General features: G+C 39.1%; 12 protein-coding genes and 3 tRNA genes. 12 read left to right on the top strand and 3 right to left on the bottom strand.

All coding sequences use genetic code 11. The annotated features are described in order from the left end of the window. Positions 1–245: 245 nt before the first annotated feature. Entirely contained in the window at positions 246–1,067 is an 822-nt protein-coding gene (locus Rain11_RS01515) for a hypothetical protein (protein ID WP_207764407.1), read from the bottom strand. Positions 1,068–1,150: 83 nt separating this feature from the next. Here Rain11_RS01515 and Rain11_RS01510 point away from each other — a divergent pair, with 83 nt between their 5' ends. From Rain11_RS01510 to Rain11_RS01480, 7 genes are all read left to right on the top strand, one after another. Beyond that, complete coding sequence (locus tag Rain11_RS01510; protein WP_101357559.1) at positions 1,151–2,158, top strand: homoserine O-acetyltransferase family protein; 1,008 nt, start codon at positions 1,151–1,153, stop codon at positions 2,156–2,158. A 102-nt stretch (positions 2,159–2,260) separates the two neighbouring features. After that, positions 2,261–2,343, top strand: a tRNA-Tyr gene (locus Rain11_RS01505). A 42-nt stretch (positions 2,344–2,385) separates the two neighbouring features. Then, positions 2,386–2,458, top strand: a tRNA-Gly gene (locus Rain11_RS01500). 40 nt (positions 2,459–2,498) lie between these two features. Then, positions 2,499–2,570: transfer RNA gene (locus tag Rain11_RS01495), tRNA-Thr, on the top strand. A 68-nt stretch (positions 2,571–2,638) separates the two neighbouring features. After that, on the top strand, positions 2,639–3,826 hold the full coding sequence (gene tuf / locus Rain11_RS01490) for an elongation factor Tu (protein ID WP_101357558.1): 1,188 nt from the start codon (positions 2,639–2,641) through the stop codon (positions 3,824–3,826). A 123-nt stretch (positions 3,827–3,949) separates the two neighbouring features. Then, positions 3,950–6,577 carry a DNA mismatch repair protein MutS gene (gene mutS, locus Rain11_RS01485; RefSeq protein WP_207764406.1) on the top strand — a complete coding sequence of 876 codons (2,628 nt, stop codon included), beginning with the start codon at positions 3,950–3,952 and terminating at the stop codon, positions 6,575–6,577. A 72-nt stretch (positions 6,578–6,649) separates the two neighbouring features. After that, positions 6,650–7,288 carry a MarC family protein gene (locus tag Rain11_RS01480; protein ID WP_101357557.1) on the top strand — a complete coding sequence of 213 codons (639 nt, stop codon included), beginning with the start codon at positions 6,650–6,652 and terminating at the stop codon, positions 7,286–7,288. A gap of 80 nt (positions 7,289–7,368) precedes the next feature. On the opposite strand, the gene Rain11_RS13810 is transcribed toward Rain11_RS01480, so the two are convergent. Next, positions 7,369–8,676 (bottom strand): serine/threonine protein kinase, encoded by a 1,308-nt coding sequence (locus tag Rain11_RS13810; protein WP_165778053.1) that lies wholly within the window; start codon positions 8,674–8,676, stop codon positions 7,369–7,371. Between the two features lie 117 nt (positions 8,677–8,793). Here Rain11_RS13810 and Rain11_RS01470 point away from each other — a divergent pair, with 117 nt between their 5' ends. Both Rain11_RS01470 and Rain11_RS01465 read left to right on the top strand, forming a co-directional pair. Further along, entirely contained in the window at positions 8,794–12,234 is a 3,441-nt protein-coding gene (locus Rain11_RS01470) for a pyruvate carboxylase (RefSeq protein WP_101357556.1), read from the top strand. Positions 12,235–12,275: 41 nt separating this feature from the next. Beyond that, a complete protein-coding gene (locus tag Rain11_RS01465; RefSeq protein ID WP_101357555.1) occupies positions 12,276–12,836 on the top strand; it encodes a hypothetical protein in 561 nt (186 codons plus the stop codon). A 100-nt stretch (positions 12,837–12,936) separates the two neighbouring features. Here Rain11_RS01465 and Rain11_RS01460 read toward each other — a convergent pair whose 3' ends face one another. Further along, positions 12,937–13,710 (bottom strand): DUF481 domain-containing protein, encoded by a 774-nt coding sequence (locus Rain11_RS01460; RefSeq protein ID WP_101357554.1) that lies wholly within the window; start codon positions 13,708–13,710, stop codon positions 12,937–12,939. Between the two features lie 62 nt (positions 13,711–13,772). On the opposite strand from Rain11_RS01460, the gene Rain11_RS01455 reads away from it, so the two are divergent. The 3 genes from Rain11_RS01455 (at position 13,773) to porV (ending at position 19,405) form a co-directional block, all read left to right on the top strand. Then, positions 13,773–14,648: a pseudouridine synthase gene (locus Rain11_RS01455; RefSeq protein ID WP_101357553.1), complete on the top strand. Its 876-nt coding sequence runs from the start codon at positions 13,773–13,775 to the stop codon at positions 14,646–14,648. Between the two features lie 66 nt (positions 14,649–14,714). Then, on the top strand, positions 14,715–18,131 hold the full coding sequence (porU, locus tag Rain11_RS01450) for a type IX secretion system sortase PorU (protein ID WP_101357552.1): 3,417 nt from the start codon (positions 14,715–14,717) through the stop codon (positions 18,129–18,131). 80 nt (positions 18,132–18,211) lie between these two features. Continuing rightward, positions 18,212–19,405, top strand: coding sequence for a type IX secretion system outer membrane channel protein PorV (gene porV / locus Rain11_RS01445; RefSeq protein WP_101357551.1), 1,194 nt, complete (start codon positions 18,212–18,214; stop codon positions 19,403–19,405). The last annotated feature ends 49 nt before the right edge of the window (positions 19,406–19,454 follow it).

Raw genomic sequence — 19,454 nt, 5'->3', positions numbered from 1 at the left:
TAGAGGTAATTGACTCATATGATTAAATATTTAAAAAGTACAACTCAAAGTTAATCATTTTTTCAATTACCCTAAGTTTTTTTATTTAAATCCCTTGAAAACAATAAGTTAGACTTATAATTCACGTAAAAAATAGCAAAATCAAAAAAGTAATGCCTAAAATACGTTTAATCCATTTTCGCATAGCTTCCAGCAAAGAAAGTATTTTACTCAAAATCTAACATCTAACATCTAACATCTATCTTTCATATCCATCCTGAAATGAACTCTGCAATAGAATTGAGGCAGTCATCATCACGCCAGTAGCCGAAGTGGCAAAGGGGATTCCAAGATTGAAGCCAATTGCCGACATTTACTTCAATATCAGCATTGACACTCTTGTTGTAGCTTTCGCTCAAATCTTTGAGCGGATAGCCTAAAACATCATCAACGTCATAAAAATTGAACCAACGAGCTTTGCTTTTCCATTCTTCGGGCAATTGTGGAATGGGAAATTCAATCGCTTGCAAAGGGTGGTAGCCCAGTGTAAAAAATGGAATACAAGAACCAAATGTAAAAAGCCCTACAAGCGTTTGCATACTTTCAAAGGGATTATCAGCGAGGAAGTCGCTTGTATTTTCTCGGATAGCCTTTTGGCGGTCCCAGATGTAATCGGAAATGATTTGCGTACCAAATGAATGAGCAATAATAATGAGGGGTTTATCTTGCTTGCCTAAATCAATGTAGAGTTTTTCAAGGGTTTCGTGAATATTGCGGTGAATTTTTTGATAAATGCCATTGCTTTTGTTGGGAGTGCCTGCATAGGCAACGGAATCACCTACATAACTTATCAAGAACTTGCGTAATTTGCCAAAATTGAGCGGTTCACCTTTGGAAACATTTCGCCAAAGTTCTTCTTCATCGGGTTGAATTTCTGTTGCCCACGTGGTAGGCATCATCTTGACTACATCGGGGTTTTTGTCGTACAGACGGATTTTTTCCTGTAAATCTTTGATAAATTGGTTCGCATACGCAGGCGTTTGATTGCCTATGCCGTGAATAATAAGAACACCCAACTGAAAACTCATAGTAAAACTTTTTTGAGCAAGATAGTCAAAATATTCCTTTGATTTGAACATTTTTGCGAAAAAACTTTCAAATACCTTTCCATATGACCGAACCTGCTATTTTTCATTATACCGAGCCTTTTGTTTTGGAAAATGGTTCCATTTTACCCGAAATAGAGCTGGCTTATTGTACTTATGGCAAGCTCAATGCCGAAAAAAGTAATGTAATTTGGGTTATTCACGCTCTTACGGCAAATGCTGATGTAGCAGATTGGTGGGCGGGGCTTTTTGGCACTGGCAAAATGCTTGACCCCGAAAAATATTTCATCATTTGTGCGAATAATTTAGGCTCTTGTTATGGTTCTACGGGGGCTTTATCGCTCAATCCAAAGACAGGAGAACCTTATTTTCATTCATTTCCTTTGCTTACTACGCGTGATATGGCAAAGGCTTTGGACTTACTGCGTAAGCATTTAGATTTACCTCGTGTTTATTACTTGATAGGCGGCTCATTGGGAGGACAAATCGCTTTGGAGTGGGCAATTGAGCAAAACGAAATTTTTGAGAACTTATTGATTTTAGCTACCAATGCTTTTCATTCGCCTTGGGGGATTGCTTTCAACGAAGCTCAAAGAATGGCTATTCAGGCAGATGCGTCTTGGCAATACGCACACCCGCAGGCAGGTATGATGGGCTTAAAAGCCGCTCGGGCTATTGCTTTGCTTTCGTACCGAAACATTGAAATTTACAACCAAAGACAACAAGAAACTGATATTGAAAAAACAGATAACTACAAGGCAAGTTCTTATCAGCAATATCAGGGCGAAAAACTTATTCGCAGATTTAATGCTTTTAGCTATTGGACACTTTCCAAAGCTATGGATAGCCACCACGTAGGCAGGGGGCGAGGCAGTGCTGAAAAGGCATTGCAGGAAATTAGGGCAAGAGTAAAAGTAGTTGGCGTTACTTCGGACTTGCTTTTTCCTTTGCAAGAGCAAAAGTTTTTAGCTGAGCATATTCCGAATGCTACTTTGTATGAGTTAAATTCTCTATACGGGCACGATGGCTTTTTGTTGGAATTTGAGCAAATACAACGTGTTTTTGAAATATAAATTTTTGAAAGTTAGCTTTGATAGAATTTTTGTAAAAATTTTTTGCAAAAAAATTTGGATAAAAGATTTGAACCTATTACTTTTGCAATCCGAAAAGACAATGGGGCAATACCAGAGTGGCCAAATGGGGCAGACTGTAAATCTGCTGGCGTATGCCTTCGGTGGTTCGAATCCATCTTGCCCCACTCGGCACAGCCAAGTGCCAAACTACCACAAAGTAGTTTCAAGCGGGCGTAGCTCAGTTGGTAGAGCGGTAGCCTTCCAAGCTACAGGTCGCGGGTTCGAGCCTCGTCGCCCGCTCTAAAATTTTAGAGTCATTCTGCAATCAATGCGTCTATCAGCCGACGTAGCTCAGAGGTAGAGCACTTCCTTGGTAAGGAAGGGGTCGTGGGTTCAATTCCCATCGTTGGCTCTAAGGTTGCAAGAGAAACTCTAAAATTTTGTTGTTTTCGTAAATTTAACCAAAGAACTTTACAAATTATGGCAAAAGAAACATTTGACCGTTCCAAACCCCACGTAAACATTGGTACTATCGGTCACGTTGACCACGGAAAAACAACCCTTACCGCCGCTATTACATACGTATTAGCTCAAAAAGGTTTGGCTGAAAAAAGAGATTTCTCTTCTATCGATAACGCTCCTGAAGAGAAAGAGAGAGGTATTACTATCAATACTGCTCACGTAGAGTATCAGACTGCCACTCGCCACTATGCACACGTAGATTGCCCTGGTCACGCTGACTACGTGAAAAATATGGTTACAGGTGCCGCTCAAATGGATGGTGCTATTCTTGTAGTTGCCGCTACGGATGGTCCTATGCCTCAAACTCGTGAGCATATCCTTTTGGCTCGTCAGGTAGGTGTGCCTCAGCTTGTAGTATTTATGAACAAAGTGGATTTGGTTGATGACCCCGAAATTCTTGACCTTGTTGAAATGGAAATTCGTGAGCTTCTTAGCTTCTATAAATTCGACGGCGACAATATCCCTGTAATCCGTGGTTCTGCTTTGGGTGCTTTGAATGGCGAACCTAAATGGGTTGAGACCGTTGAAAAACTTATGGACGCTGTAGATAACTGGATACCTATCCCTCCTCGTTTGGTAGATAAAGATTTCTTAATGCCTGTTGAGGACGTATTCTCTATTACTGGTCGTGGTACTGTGGCTACTGGACGTATCGAAAGAGGCGTAATTAACACAGGAGATGCAGTTGAAATTTTGGGTATGGGTGCAGAAGGTTTGAAATCTACTGTAACAGGGGTAGAAATGTTCCGTAAAATTTTGGATAGAGGTGAAGCAGGCGATAACGTAGGTCTATTGCTACGTGGTATTGAAAAAACGCAAATCCGCCGTGGTATGGTAATTTGCAAACCTGGTACCGTAACGCCTCACGCTCATTTCAAAGCCGAAGTGTACGTACTTTCCAAAGAAGAAGGAGGTCGCCATACGCCATTCTTCAACAAATATCGCCCTCAGTTCTATTTGAGAACTACTGACGTAACAGGTGAAATTAAACTCCCTGATGGCGTGGAAATGGTAATGCCCGGCGATAACCTTACTATTGAAGTAAAACTTATCAACAAAGTAGCAATGGAAAAAGGTTTGCGTTTCGCTATCCGTGAGGGTGGTAGAACCGTAGGTGCAGGACAAATCACCGAAATCCTTGACTAATAGTAGTGTTTTTAAGTGAAACAAACATAGCAAAGCCTCACTGAAAAGTGAGGCTTTTGTTTTAGAAATCTTGCTCATCTGTAAGCGATTTTATTAACTTTGTGCCTTTCAAACAGCAATCTGATGAAAGAGAAAGAAACCCCTTTGATGAAGCAATACAATTTATTCAAAAAGAAGTATCCTGGGGCTTTGCTTTTATTTAGGGTAGGGGATTTTTATGAAACTTTTGGCGAAGATGCTATCAAAACCAGCCGTATTTTGGGCATTGTGCTTACCAAACGCAACAATGGCAGTGCAGGCGAAATAGAGCTTGCAGGTTTTCCGCATCACGCTTTGGATAACTATTTGCCGAAATTGGTACGAGCAGGTGAGAGAGTAGCCATTTGCGACCAACTGGAAGACCCTAAATTCGCCAAGGGACTTGTGAAAAGAGGTGTTACAGAGCTTGTAACACCCGGCGTAGCTTTTAATGATAACGTTTTAGAGGTAAAGCAAAACAATTATCTCTGTGCCATTTTCCCACAAAAAAACCTTTTTGGCATAGCCTTTCTGGATATTTCCACAGGTGAATTTATGACCTCGCAAGGAGAAAAAGAATACGTAGATAAGCTCTTGCAGAGTTTTCGTCCTGCCGAAGTGCTTTTCCCAAAGCCACAAAAAATGCTTTTCAAAGAGTTTTTTGGTGAAGAGTGGAATCACTTTTTTCTTGATGATTGGGTTTTTCAGCAAGATTTTGCCGAAAACAAAATCAAAGAACATTTCAAAACGCAAACTATCAAGGGGTTTGGGGTTGAAAATATGCCTTTGGGCATAGTTGCCGCAGGAGCTATTTTGCATTACCTCGCCGAAACCGAACATCATCAAGTAAGCCATATTTCGCAACTGGCTCGGTTGGATAGCGACCGATACGTGTGGCTTGATAAATTTACCATTCGTAATTTGGAATTGCTATTCCCACAGCAGGAAAAAGGCGTTTCTTTGGTTGAAATCTTAGACCATACCCAAACCCCAATGGGGGCAAGATTGCTTCGCCGTTGGATTGCAATGCCTCTCAAAGAAATCCCTAAAATTCAAGAAAGACTTACTATTGTAGGGTGTTTTCATCAAAACCCTGAAATTTTAGAGCAAATTCGTCAAGTATTGAGCCAAATTGGTGATTTGGAGCGATTAACTTCGAAAATAGCTTCTCGCCGTATTACGCCCAAAGAACTCGTTTTTTTTAAGAAATCACTTCTGCAAATTGAGCCTATACGCAAGCTAATGGAAAGCATTTTACCTTACACAAATGATGATACCCAAAGTGTTTTGCAGAAATTTATTCAAAATTTGCGTCCTGTGGTTCATATTGCAGAAAAAATAGACCATACCTTGCTTGATGAAGCCCCTTCGCAAAGCAATCAGGGAAAAATGATAAAGAAAGGCATCAGCACCGAATTGGACGAACTGCATTATTTGCTCCATTCGGGCAAAGAACATTTAGAGGCTATTGCTCAAAGAGAAATTGAACGGACGGGCATTGCAAGTCTGAAAGTTCAGTTTAATAAAGTTTTTGGCTTTTATTTAGAAGTTTCTAATGCCAACAAGCACAAAGTTCCTACGGACTGGATTCGCAAACAAACGCTCACCAATGCAGAAAGGTACATTACCGAAGAGATTAAAATCTACGAAGAGAAAATCCTCACTGCCGAAGAGAAAATCAACATCATTGAACAAAACTTATTTTTCGAACTTGTTGAATTTTGTGCCGCTCAAATTTCTGACGCCCAACACAATGCAAGAATTTTAGCAGGCATAGATGTACTTTGCAATTTTGCTTTTTGTGCCTTAAAATATTCCTACAATCGTCCTGAAATCAATGATAGCGACGTGTTGGATATTCGGCAGGGCAGACACCCCGTCATTGAGCGTCAGTTGCCTTTGGGCGAACAATACATTCCCAATGATGTGTATTTAGACACTGAAAATCAGCAGATTATTATTATCACAGGTCCGAATATGGCGGGCAAATCTGCTCTTTTAAGGCAAACAGCTCTGATTGTGCTAATGGCTCAAATAGGTTGTTTCGTACCTGCCGAAAAAGCCTCTATTGGAGTAGTAGATAAAATTTTTACGCGTGTAGGGGCTTCGGATAATCTTTCCAAAGGAGAATCTACTTTTATGGTAGAAATGACCGAAACCGCCAGCATTATGAATAACTTGAGCCATAAAAGTCTAATCCTGATGGACGAAATCGGCAGAGGTACAAGCACTTATGATGGTATTTCTATTGCTTGGAGCATTATTGAGTTTTTGCATAACCACCCTACGGCTCGCCCTAAAACGCTTTTTGCTACGCATTATCACGAACTCAACCAACTTGCCGAAGATTTGCCAAGGGTAAAAAATTTTCACGTTTCAGTGTTAGAAGAGGGGAATAAAATCATCTTTTTGCGTAAATTACAGCCCGGAGGTAGTGAGCATAGCTTTGGCATCCACGTAGCACAAATGGCAGGTATGCCCGCTCCAATTGTACAAAGGGCAAGCGAGGTTTTGAAGCATTTGGAAAAAGAGAAAATTCATCAGGAATTGCACGAAAAAATTAGAGAAATGCCCAAGCAAACACAAACCATTACACAACTTTCACTTTTTGAACCTTACAATCCTGAACTGGAAAAGGTAAAAAAGTTTTTCAAAGAAATAGATTTGAATATTCTTACGCCCATTGAGGCACTTATTAAACTAAATGAGCTAAAAAAGATAATGTTAGATTGAGGAGACAGGAGACAAGAGACAGGAGATTAGAACAAACTCTTATACGTTTTACCCCTAAACCCTTAAACCTTTATGAACGAACTCGTAGCCTTCGGACTTTTAGCTTTTACGTCCTTTTTTACGCTTATCAATCCTTTGGGTACAATGCCCGTGTATATGACTATGACTGCCTCGCTGAGCGAAAAGGCTCGTGCCAAAACAGCTCGGAAAGCCTCTATCGTTGCTTTTCTGACAATCATTCTTTTTGCTTTTTCGGGGGAGTTGCTTTTCAATTTTTTTGGAATTTCGGTGAATAGCTTTCGCGTAGTAGGGGGGATTATTTTTTTCCAAATGGGAATGGATATGTTGCAGGCAAGGCTGGCAAGAGTAAAAGTAAGCGAAACAGAGGTGAAAAGTTACGTGAATGATATTTCCATTACGCCGCTGGCTATTCCTATGATTTGCGGACCAGGGGCAATTAGCAATGCCATTGTACTAATGGAAAAAGCCAAAAATTGGGAAATGAAAATAGTCCTTATTTCGGCGGTTTTAGTGGTAATGGTTCTGACTTTCATCATTTTATACGCTTCGTCCCGAATTATCAAATTCTTGGGCGAAACAGGCAACAATGTAATGATGAGAATTATGGGCTTAATTGTTATGGTAATTGCCGTAGAGTTCTTTTTCAGTGGCTTGAAGCCTATTTTGCAAGAAATTTTTAAGGTGCAGTAGAATGCAAATTTTGACTGCAAAAACCTATTTCTTGCCTCTTGTTTTCTGTTTCTTGCTTCCTGTTTCTTGTTTCCAAAAAGTTACTCTTCGGGCAAAGGAGGCAACTCAGCATCTTTTACTTTACACGAAAAGCGTGCGGCATTGATTTTTTTTACTACTTCCAAAGAAGTGGCTTGTTCGGCAGAAAGTTTTTCCAAAACTTTTTCTTCTTTGGCAATTATTTCGCCCTGAGTATCAAAATAAGAAACTACAATCACTACTTTTTGAAGTTCTAAATCTTTGTTGCCGTTAAAAATTTCAACATTGATTTTGTATTCGCCCAGTTGGTTGCTCACAAATTGCCCATCAACGATAACGTTTTTGAGGGCTTTTTCTTTGCGTTCTTTTTCTAATTTCTTGCGTTCTTCTTGTTTTTTCTTTAAGCTATCTTTTTTGCGTTCTTCTTCACTATCTTCTTCTTGCTTTTCTTTTTCTTCTTGTTGTTTCATTTCGGCGAGTTTGGTGTAGTCGGTGGTATCTTTGGGTTTTTGAATAACTACGGGATTTTCGCCTTGAAATGTGATAGTTTGCGGTTTTTTCTGCTGATTTTTAGCAATAATTCGCAAGCCCCACCAAGCCCCACCAAAGAAAAGAACCACAATACCAATACCTATGAGCGAAGAAACCCAAGCATTTTTTTTCGTTGGCTCTTGATGAGTTATTTCAAAAATAGCGTGTTGCAAGTCGTTTTGCATTTCCTCGCAGGTCTGATAACGTTGATAGGCTTCACTGGCACAAGCCTTTTGGATAACCTTTTGCAATTCTGCCGAAGGGTTTGGAAACAAATACGCTAAAAGTTTGCCAAGCATAAAAATATCGGTGCGGGTATCCGTGTAACCACCTTGCAATTGCTCGGGAGCAGAGAAAGGAGAAGGAGTGGGAGAAAGTTGTATAAAACCAAAATCGTTTAGAAATACTTTGTTTTCGGGTGTAACAAGAATATTGGAAGGGCTAATATGCAAATGACAAACCCCTTTTCGGTGGCTGTAAGCAACTGCGGAAAGAATCTGCAAGAAAATATCTTTTCGTTTCTCAGCAGAAGGGTTACTTTGTAAAAATTTATCCAAAGTAACGCCATTCACATAATCATATACAAAAAAAATACCTTGTGAATTTTCTAGATAGTCGTAAAGTACAGGAATATGTCCGTGTTCAAGTTCGGCGTTTTGTACGGCTATGCTACGAAGTTGAATTTTTTGTTGTTCGGTTTGTAAGAATTCGTTTTTAAGCTGTTTGATACGCACATTGCGAGGCAGACTTTGATGCCTTGCAAGCCAATTCCGAGCTGTATTGCTTTCGGCTATCAAAGATTGTATCTGATACTGATAAAAATTCTGACCGATTTTCATTAGAAAAATTTTCTGCAAAAGTACAGAAAAAATATTTTGCTCAAAAAAAGAATTTGTATGTTTGTATATTTCTATAAGAATGTGTAATCTTGTCATTGGGCTTCTAAAAATAGTACCATTATGGAACATCTAAAATCGCTGAACAAACTTTTGGTTGCCAATCGTGGTGAAATAGCTATTCGTATTTTTCGTGCCGCTTCGGAGCTAAAAATTCGCACCGTGGCAATTTATACTTATGAAGACCGCTATTCTTTGCACCGTTTCAAAGCCGATGAAGCCTATCAGATTGGCAAAGATGATGAACCTTTGCGTCCTTACCTTGATGTAGAAGAAATTATTGCACTTGCTAAAAAGGTAAAAGCCGATGCCATTCACCCTGGATACGGGTTTCTTTCTGAAAATGTCAATTTAGCTCGTCGTTGTCGCGAAGAAGGCATTATTTTCGTAGGACCCGAACCCGAAGTAATGGAGGCTTTGGGTGATAAAATTGCGTCTAAAAAAATTGCAATTGAAGCAGATGTTCCTATTATTGAAGATAACAAAGAACCACTGAAAACCTTCAAAATCGCCCTGAAAGAGGCAAAACGTATTGGCTTTCCTGTCATACTGAAAGCCTCAGCAGGAGGAGGCGGACGCGGTATGCGGGTAGTTCGCAACGAAAGCGAATTAGAAAAAGCCTATAACGAAGCCAAAGGCGAAGCAGGACGCTCCTTCGGTGATGATACTATTTTCATAGAAAAATTTATTGAAAATCCCAAGCACGTAGAAGTGCAAATTATGGGAGATAATTACGGAAATATTGTTCATCTTTTTGAGCGGGATTGTTCGGTGCAAAGACGCTTTCAGAAAGTTGTAGAAGTTGCTCCTTCGTTTTTGGAACAAAAAACTAAAAACAAATTGTATGATTATGCCTTGCGAATTTGTAGGAAAGTAAATTACAACAACGTAGGTACGGTAGAGTTTTTGGTAGATAAAGATGAAAATGTGTATTTTATTGAGGTAAATCCTCGCATACAAGTAGAGCATACCATTACCGAAGAAATTACACGTATTGATATAGTTCGCTCACAAATTCTGATAGCCAAAGGTCATCGCCTTTCAGACCCTCAAATTTTTATACACAAGCAAGAAGATGTAATAGCTCGTGGGGTTGCCATTCAGTGCCGAATTACTACCGAAGACCCGCTGAATAATTTCAAACCCGATTTTGGTACTATTGTAGAATACCGCAATGCCGCAGGTTTTGGCATTCGTTTAGATGAAGGCAGTGTATATCCGGGCGTACAGATTTCACCTTTCTTTGATTCTATGCTTGTAAAAGTTTCGGCGGCAGGTAGAACCCTCAAAGGCACTGCCCAACGCCTCCAAAGGGCTTTGCGAGAGTTTAGAATTAGAGGAGTAAAAACGAATATAGGTTTTTTGGAAAACGTAATTTCTCACCCTATTTTTCAGAGTGGAAAGGCTACGGTTAGTTTCATTCAAGACCACCCCGAACTATTCAATATTCCTAAACGCTATGATAGGGGGACACGAGCCTTGCGTTTTTTGGCAAATGTAATTGTCAATGGAAACCCTGATGTTAAAAAGAAAGATGATAGCATAAAATTTGAAAAGCCTCCCATTGTATATTACGATAATTTACAAGAACCTCCCGCAGGCACAAAGCAACGCTTGCAAAAAATGGGTAGAGCGAAATTTTGTGAGTGGCTCAAAAATGAAAAGAAAATTTATTATACCGATACCACGCTTCGCGATGGGCATCAGTCTTTGCTCGCTACGCGTATGCGTACCATTGATATGATACCTTATGCAGAAATGATAGCTTATCATTTTCCGCAAACCTTTTCTTTGGAAATGTGGGGCGGGGCAACTTTTGATGTGGCTTTACGCTTCCTGAAAGAATGTCCTTGGCGAAGGTTACAACTCATTCGTAAAGCCTCCCCTAATATCCTGATGCAAATGCTTTTACGTGGGGCTAATGGAGTAGGTTACAAGGCTTATCCTGATAACTTGATTGAAAAGTTTATTGAAAAATCTGCTGAAAACGGCATCGATATTTTCCGAATTTTTGATTCGCTGAATTGGATTGAAAACCTCAAAACAAGCATTTCTGCTGTGAACAAATACACCGAAAGCATCGCCGAAGCCGCTATTTGCTACACTGGTGATTTGCTCTCCAAAAACGAAAAGAAATACACTTTGCAGTATTATTTAGACTTGGCAAGAACTTTGGAAGATGCAGGAGCTCATATTTTAGCTATCAAAGATATGGCAGGACTTCTGAAACCTCACGCCGCCGAAGTATTGATTTCTAAACTGAAAGAAACGTTGAGTATTCCCATACATTTGCACACACACGATACGGCTTCCATTCAAGCCTCCACGTATCTGAAAGCTATTGAAGCAGGGGTTGATGTGATTGATGTTGCTATTGCCGCTATGTCGGGAACAACCGCACAACCTAATTTCAATTCAATGGTGGCAATGATGCAAGGGCACCCACGCGAAAATCCTTACGATTTGCACAAGCTCAATCAGGTTTCTAAATACATTGAGGCGGTGCGTAAGTATTACTATCCTTTTGAGGCGGGTTTGCAGACGGGCTCAGCGGAAGTGTACGAACACGAAATGCCCGGTGGGCAATACACCAACCTCAAAGCTCAAGCCGATTCCGTAGGAGTAGGCGATAAATTTGATTTGGTTGTGAAAAATTATCAAGAAGCCAATAAACTTTTTGGCAATATCATTAAAGTTACGCCCAGTTCCAAAGTGGTAGGTGATTTTGCCTTGTTTATGACTGCTAACAACCTCACTGCCGATGATATTTTAGAAAAAGGTGAAACGCTTTCTTTTCCTGAATCAGTAAAGGAATTTTTCAGAGGCGAGTTGGGGCAACCTTACGGCGGTTTTCCTAAAAAACTGCAAAAGATTGTTTTGAAAGGTGAAAAGCCCTTTACAGACCGCCCTAATGCTCATTTACAACCTATTGATTTTGAAAAGGGATTTGAGGAGTTTAAGCAAAAATTTGATGATAATTTCTTGGATTTTCTTTCTTACGAACTGTATCCAAAAGTTTTTGAAGAATACTTCAATCATATTCAGGAGTATGGTTTTGCATATTATTTGCCCACACCTGCCTTTTTCTATGGCTTAAAACCGGGTGAGGAGATTTTAATCAAAATTGATGAAGGGAAGACTTTGCTTGTTAAACTTGTCAGTTGCTCGCAACCTGATGAGAATGGCATTGTGGCGGTTTATTTTGAACACAACGGACAGACCCGCAGGGTGCGTGTGATAGACAATAAAATGAGAAGTTTGCTCAAAACTAATCCCAAAGCCACAGGAGAAAACCAGATAGGTTCGCCTTTGCAAGGTAAAATTTCGCAAATCAAGGTGAAAGAAGGTGAAAAAGTAAAAACAAATACTCCGCTTTTTGTACTGGAAGCTATGAAAATGGAAAGTATCGTTACGGCTCCTCGTGAGGCAGTGGTTAAGAAAATTCATTTGAACGCAGGAGCAATTGTAGAACAAGGCGATTTGGTGGTGGAGTTGGAGTAAGAAAATTATGCAATTTTGTTACAATCTAAAACCTAAAATGTATGAGAACAGCTGTTTCCATTCTGTCATTATCTCTGCTTGTTGGATATATTGGTTATGATAACAGGCAAATGCTTGCTGACGAAGCAAAATTTCTTTTCAGTAACCCCGCTGAAAAAGTCTTGAATGCTAATTTGGAGGAAAAAACGACTATTTTCACTTATGAACACGAAATCTTTGGTAGAGCGATTTTATATGCAGGAACAGAACCTGAATATGGATTGAGACATATTTTAGCGAGACATTCAAACAAGTATTTTGTGAATTACAAAGATAAAAACAAAAACACCCTGTTCCCTGATGAATTTACCGCCAAAGATATTGTTTTAGGACTTAAAGATTTTTATGAAAATTGTGTGGATATTGGTTTGTATAATCGCCGAACTGAAAGAAATATGGTATATATCGGTTTTATGAAACTGAAAAAGAAGCGAATTAAATCTTTATTAGTGGTAAGGAGAGAAACTCGTGAGATTGTTACTTTTTATCCTTTTAATGAGGTGCGAGAAGAGGAAATTTGGAGAGAGTTAGGAATAGAGCAGAGAAAATTTCACTATGACTAAAAATTTCTTTCAAGCAAAGTGATTAATAGTAGAAATCACTTTGCTTGAATTTACTTTATAGTAATTCTAAGTATGAATAAATGCAGAGTGTTGTATTTTTCTACTTTTTCCTAAACTGGTACGATATACCATACGTAAAAAACTGGTCAAAGTTGCGTAAGCCACTAATGATAACGTTTTCGTGGGTGTAGATGTAACTGATGTTGATATTTAAGCCTTTCAGCAAAGGCATATCTAAACTGGCTTCAATTTGGTAGCGGTAATTATCGGCTCTATCGAAAGCAGGTTGCAGAAAGCAATAATAATTGAAAATGAGTTTTTTATCAAAAATTTCGTGTCTGCCGATAAGCCAATGCGAACTCCGCCAAACAGGAATAAAAATACTTCCGTTGTAAAAGGGAATGTTATACTCGTTACCTGCGAAATAGCTTTCTTCGTATAACAAACCATTGGCAAATTTGAGTGTATGTTTGGGGGTGCGTATAATTTGCCAAGTAAAACCCGCCCCACCTGAATAACGCACATCAATTTTTCGGCGAAAATTTGTAGAGACAAAACCTATGATAAAACCATAAAGCCTATTCATAGGCTTATAATAGAGGTAATTTCGGCTGAAAAAATCCTCATCTACGCGTCTTTTGAAAACTTCTTGATAAAGATAGTTATTTTGTGTCTTGAAAACCCAATCGTAATTATTGATAACCGTAGATAAATCAGCCGTAGCCCGAAGGGTGAAAATTTCAAAATTTCCTTCTTGCCAGTTGCCACCTACTCTATAACGCATCTGTAATCGCATAGTATCGCTTTCGTTGAGTTGGGCAAAACTAATGCTAATTATTGCAAGATAGAATAAAGCTAAAAATCCTATTTTCATAGCCGCTGAATTTCGTTTTACAAATAAAAAACGTACCTTTGCATTTCCAACACAATGCAAAAATGAGAAAAAAAAGAGAAGCACCCAAAGAAATAGCTCGCAAAAAGCACTTGCCAAAGCCCAAAAATGAGGAAAACAAGCCTATTGAAACCCCTACGTACCACTTCAAAAAATTTACAGAAAAGAAAAAAAATATTGGAAAAAATAGCGTTCAGGGGCAAAAATCTACCATTCGGCTCAATCGGTTTATTGCCAATGCAGGGGTTTGCTCTCGCAGAGAGGCTGATGAACTTATCAAACAAGGGGCTATCAAAGTAAATGGGAGGGTTGTTACAGAAATGGGCTATCAGGTAAAACCCACCGATAAAGTAACTTATCAGGGTAAATTGCTTAAAAGAGAAAAATTTGTTTATGTTTTGCTCAATAAGCCCAAAAATTGCATTACCACTACCGAAGACGAAAACGAAAGACGCACCGTGATGGATTTTGTGAAAGATGCTTGCAACGAAAGAATTTATCCCGTGGGGCGGTTGGATAGAAATACCACAGGCTTACTTTTGCTAACCAATGATGGCGAACTTGCTAAAAAACTCTCGCATCCTTCGTCTAATATCAAGAAGATTTATCAGATAACTTTGGATAAGCCCATAACCGAAGAAGATTTTAGGCAATTGGAGCAAGGGCTTGAGCTTGAAGATGGGTTCATTAAACCTGATGCTATTGCTTTGATTGAACCGAATGTACTTGGTATGGAATTGCATAGCGGCAGAAACCGAATTGTTAGGCGTATGTTTGAGCATTTGGGCTATGAAGTTACCAAACTTGACCGCACTATGTATGCAGGTCTTACCAAAAAAGATTTGCCACGTGGTAAGTGGCGTTATCTTACCCAACAAGAAGTTATCCGTTTGAAGTTCCTGATGAAAGCTGGCAACTAAAACAGATATTTTTGCTGTCTTGCATTTACCATTTTATCTTTGAGGGTATAAACGAAAAAATTAACTATGAAACATTGGGTAATATTTTTAGGGGTATTATTGAGTGTATCTGTAAAAGCTCAAAATTCGGTTTTAAGCAGTGGTAAATGGTACAAAATTGCAATTACGCAAACAGGTATTCATAAAATTACGGCTCAAAATTTGAGAGATTGGGGGGTAGATATTACACAAATTAACCCTAAAAATATTGCGATTTATGGCAATGGCGGCGGAATGCTTCCTCAACCTAACAATGCCCCCCGTATTAGCGACCTGCAAGAAAATGCCATTCTTGTGGTAGGAGAGGAAGATAATCAGATGAATAATGGCGACTATATTCTTTTCTATGCACAAGGAGCAGATAAAATCAATTTTAACCCCACTACCCAACGTTTTAGCCACGAAAAAAACCTCTACGATGATAAAAATTACTACTTTCTGACTATCAAAAACACACAAGGTTTGCGAGTACAAAATCAGCCTTCGGTAAGTGCTTCGCAAAATATTACTGCTTTTGACGACTATTTCTATCACGAAAAAGACCTTTACAATATTTTACAACAGCTCAACAGAGGAGGCTCGGGGAGAGAGTGGTATGGGGAATTTCTCAATACAGGACAATCCACTGAAATTTCAAACACTCTTGAAGGAGTTGTGCCAAATTCTACTATTTTTTTTACTTCCTCTGTGCTAAATCAATCTTTTAATGTAGCGAGTTTTCAGGTGGCTATTAACGGACAAAACATCGGTTCGCAAAATGTTTCTCCCATCTTTGATGCTACTTATTCCACCAAAGGCATACCTGATGTAGCTACCTTCTCGCTTAATAGTAATCAAATTCCTGCCTTGCCGCAGTTTAAGGTTACTTACAGCCTGCAAGGAACAAATGTAAGAGGATACCTAAACCACTTTGGAGTACAAAGTAAAAGAGAGTTAAGGCTTTATGGCAATCAGACGGTTTTTCGTTCCATAGAAAGTAGAAGTTTGCCCGCTGTGAATTTCGTTGTAAATAATATTGGCAGTAATGCCCAAATATGGGACGTAACTAATCCATTAGAACCTAAAAACCAAATTTTTACACTATCAGGTTCGCAAGGTATTTTTGGTGCTGTTACGAGTGGCATTTTGAAGGAATTTGTAGTGTGGCAAGGTAGTGATTTTCCCACTCCTGAACTGGTAAGTGAAATTCCTAATCAAAATTTGCGAGCTTTATTCACACCTAATTTGCTGATTATTACGCACCCTGATTTTGGAGTAGAAGCAGAACGTTTGGCTGAATTCAGACGTACTCACGATGGTTTTTTGGTAGCGGTAGCTGATGTATTTCAGATTTACAACGAGTTCTCATCAGGCAGACAAGATGTAACAGCTTTGCGAGATTTTATTCGGCATTTGTATCTAAAAACGCCTAATACACTCAAATACGTATTGCTTTTCGGGGCAACTTCCTTCGACTACAAAAACCGAGTTACTAATAACACGAATTTTATACCGATTTACCAATCGCGTGAATCTTTGCACCCTATATTCAGTTATTCTTCCGATGATTATTTCGGCTTTATGGAAGATACCGAAGGCGAGTGGATTGAAACTTTCAGCAATGTTCCGACCTTTGACCACACCCTTGATGTAGGGGTAGGGCGTTTGCCTGTACAAACCGCTGAACAAGCTCGTAATGTAGTAGATAAAATCATTTCTTACGCAAACCGCAAAGAAAATTTAGGAGATTGGCGTAAAAGAGTTGTTTTTTTGGCTGATGACGGCGATGCCAATCAACACCAAACAGACTCCGACAAATTAGCTCAAAAGGTGGAAGATAATTATCCAAACTTCAATGTGCAGAAAATTTATTTAGATGCTTATCCCCAAATTAGCAGTGGTGGCAATGAGCGTTCGCCTGCTTGTAAAAATACCCTTACTGATGCCATAGAAAAAGGTTCTTTGATAATCAATTACACAGGGCACGGCGGCGAAATTGGCTGGATGCAAGAAGAAATTTTACGTACCCCCGACATAAAAACGTGGAATAATGGCAACTATTTGCCTTTGATGATTACCGCTACTTGCGAGTTTGGCAAATATGATGAGCCTTCAACGCTTTCAGGAGGAGAAGTAGCCATTTTAGAACCCAACAAGGGAGCTATTGCCCTGATAACCACCACCCGACCTGTATTTTCAAGCACGAATTACATTCTCAACGACCAAATCTATAATTTTATTTTTCAGCCTATTGCAGGCAAAATGCCTCGTTTGGGTGATGTAATGCGGCTTACTAAAAACAACAGCCTTGCGGGTTCTGTGAATCGGAATTTTTCTTTGCTCGGCGACCCCTCTATGAGGCTTGCGTATCCTGAAAAAAATATCGTAATCACCAAAATTAACAATAAAGATATTACCATTCATCAAGATACGCTCAAAGCTCTTTCTAAAATTAGCATTGAGGGCGAAATCAGAGATGAAAATGATGTTTTAATCTCAAATTTCAATGGAGTGCTTGATGCTACCATTTGGGATAAAATGCGTATCAAAACTACTTTCGGCACACAAAGTTCTTCGCCAATGAATTTTTTGGTAAGAGATATAAGAATTTTTAACGGAAAAGCAAGCGTAAAAAATGGGCGTTTTCGCATAGAGTTTGTTGTTCCTAAAAATATCAATTATGCCTTTGGGGAGGGAAAAATAAGTTTGTATGCCTCTGATAAACAAAAACTTGTAGATGCAGGTGCAGGAAAATCGGATATTATTGTAGGAGGTTCTAATCCTAATCCGCTCGCCGATAATACCCCCCCACGCATACGCTTGTATATGAATGACACTACTTTCAAAAATGGCGGAATGGTCAATGAAAATCCCTTTTTGCTTGCTTATTTGTATGATGAAAACGGCATAAATATCTCTTCAATAGGTATCGGGCAAGATATTACCGCTTATTTGAATGATAGCCTGCAAAAACCTTACATACTCAACGATTTCTACACAGCTGATTTAGATACTTATCAGAGTGGAAAAGTTTGGTATCCATTTCGCAATTTGCCCGAAGGACACCATAAACTAACCCTAAAAGTTTGGGATACCTATAATAATTCAGCAGAAGAAAGCATTGAATTTGTTGTGGCATCAGCAAAAAAGTTGCAATTGCAAAATGTAATGAATTACCCTAATCCTTTTAGCGAAAGGACTATTTTCAGTTTTGAACACAATCGTTTTAACGAAGATTTGGAGATAGAACTTGAAATTTTTAATTTACAAGGCGAAAAAATGTTGGTTTTTAGGGATAAAGTTTTTACTGCTGATGCAAATGTGAGTAAATTTGTATTAGATTTGAATGGCTACGGCACGAAATTTGCTAATGGTATGTATATTTACCGCCTTTCTGCTCATAGCTTGAAAGATACCCAGAAAGCCACCGCCACAGGGAAATTAGTTGTAATGCGAAATTTCTAAACAAAAAATAACCAAGCCTATGTAAAAATTTTACGCAATTTTTGTATTTTTGTAAAATTTTTTACTAAACTTCAAGTTCAATGAAAAAAGTTGGAATTTTCTTTTTGGCTTTAATAATAGCCAATGTATGCTTAACAAAATCTTGGGGACAAGGTTCTCCGACTACAGGGCAAATCTTTGATTCGCTTCGTCGTCCTATCACAACAGCAGTTCCTTTTTTGCTGATACCTTCTGATGCTCGTGCCGCAGGTATGGGCGATGTAGGGGTTGCCACTTCGCCTGATGCTTTTGCTACTCATTGGAATCCTGCTAAACTTGCTTTTGTGGATAATCAGTTTGGGGTGGCACTTTCTTACACGCCTTGGTTGCGTCAGCTTGTCAATGATATGGCTATTTCGCATTTAAGCGGTTATTACAAATTTTCGGATAAGGAAGCAGTTTCTTTGGCAATGACTTACTTTGATATGGGCGATATCAACTTTACGGATAATTTCGGTAATCCAATGGGGGATTATCGTCCTCGCGAATTTGCAGTTCGCTCTCATTATTCTCGCAAACTTACTGAAAATTTAGGGCTTTCTATTGGGGCTTTCTGGGTACATAGTAATATTGCTAATCTCTTTTTTACGGGCAATGGTGCTACAGGGCAAGCAAAACCCGGAAATTCAGGAGGCGTAGATATTGGGGCTTTCTACCAAAAGCAAGGCTTGAACTTAGCAGGTACAGAATTAGATTTTGCTTTGGGAGCCGCCATTACGAATTTGGGAGCTAAAATTTCTTATACAGGAGATAATCAAAGAGATTTCTTGCCTACTAATTTTCGCATAGGAGGTTCGGGAACCTTGAAATTAGATGAACTCAATAAAATTTCTGCCGCTTTGGATTTGAATAAACTGATGGTGCCAACTCCTTCACCTAATCGTTTGCCTCGTGATATTGGGCTCTTGAGCGGATTGTTCTCTTCTTTTGGTGATGCTCCTGATGGTATCAAAGAGGAATTGCAAGAATTTATGATGAATTTTGGTGCCGAGTACGTCTATAATGATATGTTTATGGGACGTTTAGGACTTGCTATGGAGCATAAAAACAAGGGTGATAGAAAATATGCTACTATTGGCTTGGGAGCAAGGTATAATGTTTTTGGTTTAGATGTAGCCTATATGATACCTTTCAAGCGTACTAATCCGCTTACTGATACTTTCCGCGTTACGCTGATGGTGAATTTTGGTGGAAAAGAAAAACCTTCTGCTCCGCCTCCTGCTGAAAACGAATAAGAATTTAGTTTCTATACAGAAAGCCTTGAAGTAATGAGTTTCAAGGCTT

This window comes from Raineya orbicola, assembly GCF_002843425.1.
Taxonomy (GTDB): Bacteria; Bacteroidota; Bacteroidia; order Cytophagales; family Thermonemataceae; genus Raineya; species Raineya orbicola.
Note: the sequence above shows the minus strand (reverse complement) of the source record. Positions and strands in the feature narration are given on the sequence as shown.